The sequence below is a fragment of the Streptomyces anandii JCM 4720 genome (assembly GCF_014650655.1).
Lineage (GTDB): Bacteria > Actinomycetota > Actinomycetes > Streptomycetales > Streptomycetaceae > Streptomyces > Streptomyces anandii.
Window position 1 is genome coordinate 73472 of record NZ_BMVJ01000011.1, and the last position, 6025, is coordinate 79496.

The 6025-nt window shown below is 74.9% G+C and carries 5 protein-coding genes; all 5 read right to left on the bottom strand.

The genetic code is table 11. The features are described 5' to 3' along the window. Positions 1–26 precede the first annotated feature (26 nt). The gene (locus IE249_RS20580) at positions 27–1394 is read right to left on the bottom strand and encodes a sensor histidine kinase (protein WP_189706588.1); all 1368 of its coding nucleotides are present in this window, start codon (positions 1392–1394) and stop codon (positions 27–29) included. Positions 1395–1521: 127 nt separating this feature from the next. Beyond that, complete coding sequence (locus IE249_RS20585; RefSeq protein ID WP_189706590.1) at positions 1522–2196, bottom strand: response regulator; 675 nt, start codon at positions 2194–2196, stop codon at positions 1522–1524. Then, entirely contained in the window at positions 2193–3701 is a 1509-nt protein-coding gene (locus IE249_RS20590) for a sensor histidine kinase (protein WP_189706592.1), read from the bottom strand. Before IE249_RS20590 ends, IE249_RS20585 begins: the two co-directional genes overlap by 4 nt. Then, positions 3694–4878 carry an acyltransferase family protein gene (locus tag IE249_RS20595; protein WP_189706905.1) on the bottom strand — a complete coding sequence of 395 codons (1185 nt, stop codon included), beginning with the start codon at positions 4876–4878 and terminating at the stop codon, positions 3694–3696. Before IE249_RS20595 ends, IE249_RS20590 begins: the two co-directional genes overlap by 8 nt. Positions 4879–5044: 166 nt before the next feature. Further along, positions 5045–6025 (bottom strand): alpha/beta hydrolase (locus IE249_RS20600; RefSeq protein ID WP_308434378.1); only part of this gene is annotated, 981 nt, incomplete at its 5' end.

The following is a 6025-nucleotide window of genomic DNA, read 5'->3' on the forward strand; positions in this document are numbered from 1 at the left end:
GATCAGTACGCGGATCGTGCCCGTCGTCATGCACCGGCCCCGCTGTCGTCCGCCCGCTCCGCCGCCGAGGGGACCGGCAGGAACACCGTCACCTCGTACCCTCCGTCCTCGGCCGGTCCGGCCGTCATCTCGCCGTTCAGCATCGAGACCCGTTCCCGCATGCCGGTGATGCCGTGGCCCGCCCCGTGGGGCGAGGGCTTGATCAGGGACGGCTCGGGGGGCGGGCCGTTGACTATCCGCAGGCCCAGCCCGCCGAGTACGTACCCCACCTCGACCCGGGCGCCCGCGCCGGGGGCGTGCCGCAGGGTGTTGCTCAGGGCCTCCTGGACGATCCGGTACGCCGACAGCTCCACGCCCTGGGGCAGTTCGCGCACGGCTCCGGTCACCGCCTTGTCCACCGTCAGGCCGGCCTCCCTGACGTTGGCGAGCAGCGTGTCGAGGTCGGCGAGGGTGGGCTGCGGGGCCTCGGGGGCCTCGTAGTCCTCCGCGCGGACCACGCCGAGGACGCGGCGCAGTTCGGTCAGGGCCGCGACCGCGTTCTCCCGGATCGTGGCGAAGGCCTTCTCCAGCTCCGGCGGGGGGTTCTCCACCCGGTAGGGCGCCGCCTCCGCCTGGATCGCGACGACGGACATGTGGTGGGCCACCACGTCGTGCAGCTCGCGGGCGATCGTGGTGCGCTCCTCCAGCAGGGTGCGGCGGGAGCGCTCGTGCGCGGTCACCGTCTGCTGGGCGGTCACCTCCTCCTTCGCGCTGCGTCGTATGTGCCAGACGGTGACGGCCAGCAGCGCGAGCGCGGACAGCAGGAGCATGGGCGCCGAGTTGCTGCTGACCGGGTCGCCGAACAGGGTCTCCACGAGGAAGGCGTAGGCCGCGGTGAGCGCCCACATCCAGGCCGCGGTGCGCGGCCGGGTGCGTATCGCCACCACCGTGAGCACCGTCAGGTGGGAGATGAAACTGCCGGGCGGCCAGGGCCAGTCGAAAGTGCCGACGACCATCGAGGAGACCACGGCCGCCGCCAGGGACAGCCAGAACGCTCCGACCGGACGCACCAGCGTCAGCAGCACCGGGACCGCCGCCAGCAGGCCGGCCGGCAGACTCGCCGGCCCTCCGTTCACCGACGTCCAGCCGACGAGCAGGGACACGACCGCGGCCGCTCCCACCAGGGCGTGCGGCGCCCAGGCGGCGTACTTGCCGGTGCGGCCGGGGAACAGCTTCCGGGCCGGCCGGCCCTCGACGCTCCTGCGGGGCAGCGGGCGGTAGGCGAAGGCGTCGTGGAACAGGTCCTGCCGCAGCCCGCGCAGGGCGTCCGCGGCCAGCCGGAACTCCGGGCTGCGCTGCTGCGACGCGCCGTACCTGCCGCTCGGCGTCGTCTGCGTCTGGGTCGTCTCGGTCACGGTGAAAACGGTAGGCGCAGGAGGAGGTCGCGGTCGTCCCCAGTGAGAGGGGTCATCGGACATCCCTCTCAGGTACTACGGGTATGGCCGCCGGGCTCGGCCCGCGCCTTCGCCCGGCGCGCGCAGGTCAGTACCCGGAGGGGCGGATCAGCCCCGACTCATAGGCGAACACGGCGGCCTGGGTGCGGTCCCTCAGCCCGAGCTTCACCAGGATGCGGCCGACGTGCGTCTTCACGGTCTGCTCGGCGACGACGAGGTGCTCGGCGATCTCCGCGTTGGACAGGCCCTGCGCGATGAGGGTGAGCACCTCGGTCTCCCGCTCGGTCAGATCACGCACCCGCGCCTTCAGCGGGGCACGGGGTCTGCCGTTGATCCGGGAGAACTCGGCGATCAGCCGGCGCGTGACCCCCGGCGCGAGCAGGGCGTCCCCGGCCGCGACCACGCGGACGGCCTCGGCGAGCTTGTCGGCCGAGGCGTCCTTCAGCAGGAAGCCGGACGCGCCGGCGCACAGCGCCTCGTACACGTACTCGTCGAGGTCGAAGGTGGTGAGAACCAGCACCTTGATGTCGGGGGTCGCGGTGGTGATGCGGCGCGTGGCCTCGATGCCGCCGAGCTCGGGCATGCGGATGTCCATGAGGACCACGTCGGGGAGGAGTTCGCCGACCTTGGTCACGGCGTCCAGGCCGTCCACCGCCTGCCCCACCACCTCGATGTCCGGCTGGGCGTTGAGCAGCACGGTGAAGCCCTGCCGGACCATCTGCTGGTCGTCGGCGATGAGTACGCGGATGCTGCCGCTCGTCATGGGGTCTGTTCTCCTGTCGGGGGCGGGGAGGCGGACATGGGCGGTCGCGGGAGCGGCGACGGCGGGGGCAGGGGCAGGGGCACGTCGGGGGGTTGCAGATGGACGACCGGCTTCTCGGGCGGGTCGGTGTAGACGACCTCGAAGCGCGGTGAGCCGGGTCCGGGGTCGGTGCCGGACGCCGTGCCGTCGCGCGGGAGGAAGGCCGACACGGCGAAGCCGCCGTGCAGGGTCCTCGTCGCGGTGACGTGCCCGCCCAGCATCGTCGCCCGCTCGCGCATGCCGAGCAGCCCGTGACCGGCGCCCGGGGACGGCGAGACGGGCTGACCGGGACGGGAGTTGACCACGCTCAGATGCAAGCCGGCCGGCACGTGGACGACTTCCAGGCGCACCGTCGAGCCGGGCGCGTGCCGCAGCGCGTTGCTGAGGGCCTCCTGCACGATGCGGTACGCCGACAGCTCGACGCCCGGCGGATACGGCTCGGGCTCGGGCCGCGTGTCGTCGACGTCCATGGTGACCGTGAGCCCGGCCGCCCGGGTGTTCTCGACCAGGGCGTCCAGCCGGTCCAGGGTGGGCTGCGGGGCGTCCGGGGCGGCACCGTCGGCGGGCTCTCCCAGGCCGTAGGGGTCGTCCGGGTTCTCCGAGCGGAGCACGCCGAGGACCCGGCGCAGTTCGGCCAGTGCCTCCAGGGCGTTCTGGCGGATGCCGGCGAGGTTCTCCTTCAGCTCCGGTGAGGGGTCCGCGACGAGGTGCGGGGCCACCTGGGCCTGGATGGAGATCACCGACATGTGGTGGGCCACCACGTCGTGCAGCTCGCGGGCGATGCGGTTGCGCTCCTCCATGAGGGTGCGGCGGGCCCGCTCCCCGGCCGTGATCGTGGTCTGCTCGATCAGCTGGGCGCGTGCCTCGCGGCGGCCGCGCAGGGCGCTTCCGACCAGCACGGCCACGGCGAACAGCGCGACCGCCGACACCCCCGTCCCGGTGTACCGGCCGGCGCCGATCAGGCCCTGCAGCACGTAGGTCGCCAGTGCGGAGGCGAGCAGGGTCGCGATCGCGCCGCGGGTGCGGACGCGCAGGGCGAGGAGGAGGAGCACGGCCGTGTGCGCCAGCATCTCCGGTGCGGTCCACGGCCAGCTCTGCGCGGGCGCCGGGCCGGGGGCCGGGCCCGGGGTGGGCGCCGGGGCCGGTTCGAGCGACGTCCGGGCCGCCAGGGCGGTGACGGCGGCGGCGCTCAGGGACAGGGTCCAAGCGGGCGCGGGCCGCCACAGGGCCAGGACGACGGCGGTGCCCTGGGCGAGACCGGCCAGCAGGCCGAGCACCCGGGTGATGTGGAAGCTGTCGCTGATCTCGTTGCCGCCGAACACGCCCACGAACAGGGCGATCCAGCCGGCCACGAGATAGGTCAGGGCGCGCAGCCAGCGGTACCGCGACAGGGGCGGGGACAGCGGCGAGGGCGACTCGCCGAGGAACGTGCGCAGGCGGCGGAACACGCCGCCCACCCTAGGCATGCGGAGGCGTCCCCGGTGCCGCGGAGCTTCCTTGCCGGTGGACGCGGACGACGCGGGAGGAGCGCCGTCCCGCCCGGCGGTGCCCCTGCTCGTAGCCGCGGAACGCCGCCCAGCACACCGTCAGGACGAGTGCGAACACCGGCAGCCAGGCCAGCCGGGCGAGCACCCAGCCGGCGCCGTCGGGAACGGTGTGGAGGCCGGGGAGGCGGCCCGCGAACAGTCCGGTGGCGGTGGTCGCCATCAGCGCGGTCTGGTGCCAGAGGAAAATCGTCATGGCGGAGAGGTTGACCAGGGCCACGGCCGCCCAGGCGAGCGGGCGGCGCATCGCCCGACGCAGCCGTGCGCGCAGCAGCAGGGCCAGTCCGCACTGGGCGAGGCCGAAGGTGACGGCGGCCAGGGTCGGCGGGTTCAGGTTGGAGACCGCCGCGCCCGGGACGCCGACCATCGACGCCGGGTAGCCCGCCCGGACGACCAGCCCCACGGTCGCCGCCGCGCCGCCGGTCAGCAGGATCCAGCCCGCGCGGCGGCGGTCGAGCTCGCCGCGGGTCCAGGCCGCGCCGAGCGTGTAGGGCACCAGCCAGCCGGCCGGGAGGTTCACCCAGCCGAGCCAGGAGGGCGCGCCGAGGCCGAAGCGCAGCAGGTCCACATGGAGGACGACGGCCAGCGGCCACAGCGGGCTGAGCCGGGTCAGGAGCGGGGTCGCGGCCGTCAGCGCGGCGAACACCAGCAGGAACCACAGGGGTGACAGGGCCAGTTTGACCAGCGTGCGCACCGTGCCGAGGTCGGCGCCGGCCAGGAGGAGGGCGGCCGCGGCGACCCCCCACAGGGCCAGCACGGCGGCGACCGGCCTGAACAGCCGGGACAGCCGGGCCCGCAGCCACTGCCCGTACGTGGTGCCGCGGGCGCGCGCCGAGACATAGCCGCGGGTCGCCACATGGCCGCCGACGAGGAAGAAGACGGCGAGGGTCTGGAAGGCCCAGGAGATCGGGGCCAGATACGGCATGTGCTGCAGGGGGCTCGCGGTGTGCAGGGTGCGGCGCGGGCCGTCACCGGTGTCCGCGACCAGGTCGGTCACCAGCCAGTGCCCGAGGACCACGCCGAGGATCGCGAGGGCCCGCAGGGCGTCGACCGCCCGGTCCCGGTGGGGAGGGGTGAGTCGGTGGACGTCGTACGCCATGGCGCGCAGGCGCTGCCGGGCGGAGGTGGGCGTGGAGAGGCGTGCGGGGGTGGGCGGGGTGGCGGTGGTCCTCGCGGCGCCCTTCTCGCGTGCGGGCGCCGTGAGTGTGCGGCCGGGGGTACGCGTGCTCGCGCCGGAGTTCTCGGGGGGCCGGGCCGGGGTTCGGTCAGTCACCTTGCACCTCGTTCGTGGCGCCCAGGACGATCCGGGTCAGGTTGATGAGGGAGGGGGAGCCGGGGGTGAAGTAGTCGCTGTGGCCGCCCTTGCCGGCCTGGAAGCGGCGGGCGCCGAACGCGGGATCCATCGGGTCGGTGCCGAAGCCGACGGTCGAGCCGAGGAGGGCGACGTGGACATGCGGCACGTCCGCCACCCAGTCGTCGCCGCCCCGGGCCGCCCACACCCGGGCGGGTGTGCGCAGTCTTGTCACCGAGTCGGCGCCCGTGCCCGGGCTGCCGATCAGGGCGATGTCGCAGACGTCCAGGCCGCCTGCGGCGCGGCCGCACACCACCGAGCCGTAGGAGTGGCACACCAGCGTCAGGTGCGGCCGCTCGCCCACGACGGCGCGCAACTCGCGTATCAGGTGCCGCAGATGCGGGGCCGCCTGTTCGGCGCGGCCCGTGGTGAGGACGGTGGCGCTGACGGTGCCCGGTGTCTCGTAGCCCAGCCAGGAGACGACCGCCGTGCGGGTGCCGGCCGGGGCCTCGCGGGCGAGCTCCCGGGACAGGGCCCGCGCGGTCCGCCGGAAACGGCCGTAGGTGTCCAGCGAGGTGTCGGAGCCCGGGACCAGGACCGCCACGCGGTCGGCGTGTGCGAGGTCCCCGTCGACCTCCGTCACGCGTCCGGAGCCGCGGCCGTCGAAGGCGAGCAGGTGACGGCCGGGGGCCGCGAGCGAACCGTCCACGGCCGCGCGGCCCGTGTCGCCGTGCGCCGCGGCCATGCGGGACGCCTCAGCGGCGTTGGCGCGGTTCGCGGCGTAGGCCGCGTGCAGCGTGGCGCGGGTGAGCGGGGCGAGTGCCGCGGGAGCCGGGGCCGGTATCCGCGGGCGGGCCGCGGCCGACAGGGGCACCACCACGGCGGCGGCGACCAGCACGGCGAGCAGCGCCCGGCCCCACCTGCGGCTCCGGTGCGGCGGCTCGCGGCGGGCCGG

Coding starts and splice junctions, on each gene's coding strand:
- IE249_RS20595 (WP_189706905.1), bottom strand. CDS start 4,878: ATGGCGTACGACGTCCACCGACTCACCCCTCCCCACCGGGACCGGGCG.
- IE249_RS20590 (WP_189706592.1), bottom strand. CDS start 3,701: ATGCCTAGGGTGGGCGGCGTGTTCCGCCGCCTGCGCACGTTCCTCGGC.
- IE249_RS20585 (WP_189706590.1), bottom strand. CDS start 2,196: ATGACGAGCGGCAGCATCCGCGTACTCATCGCCGACGACCAGCAGATG.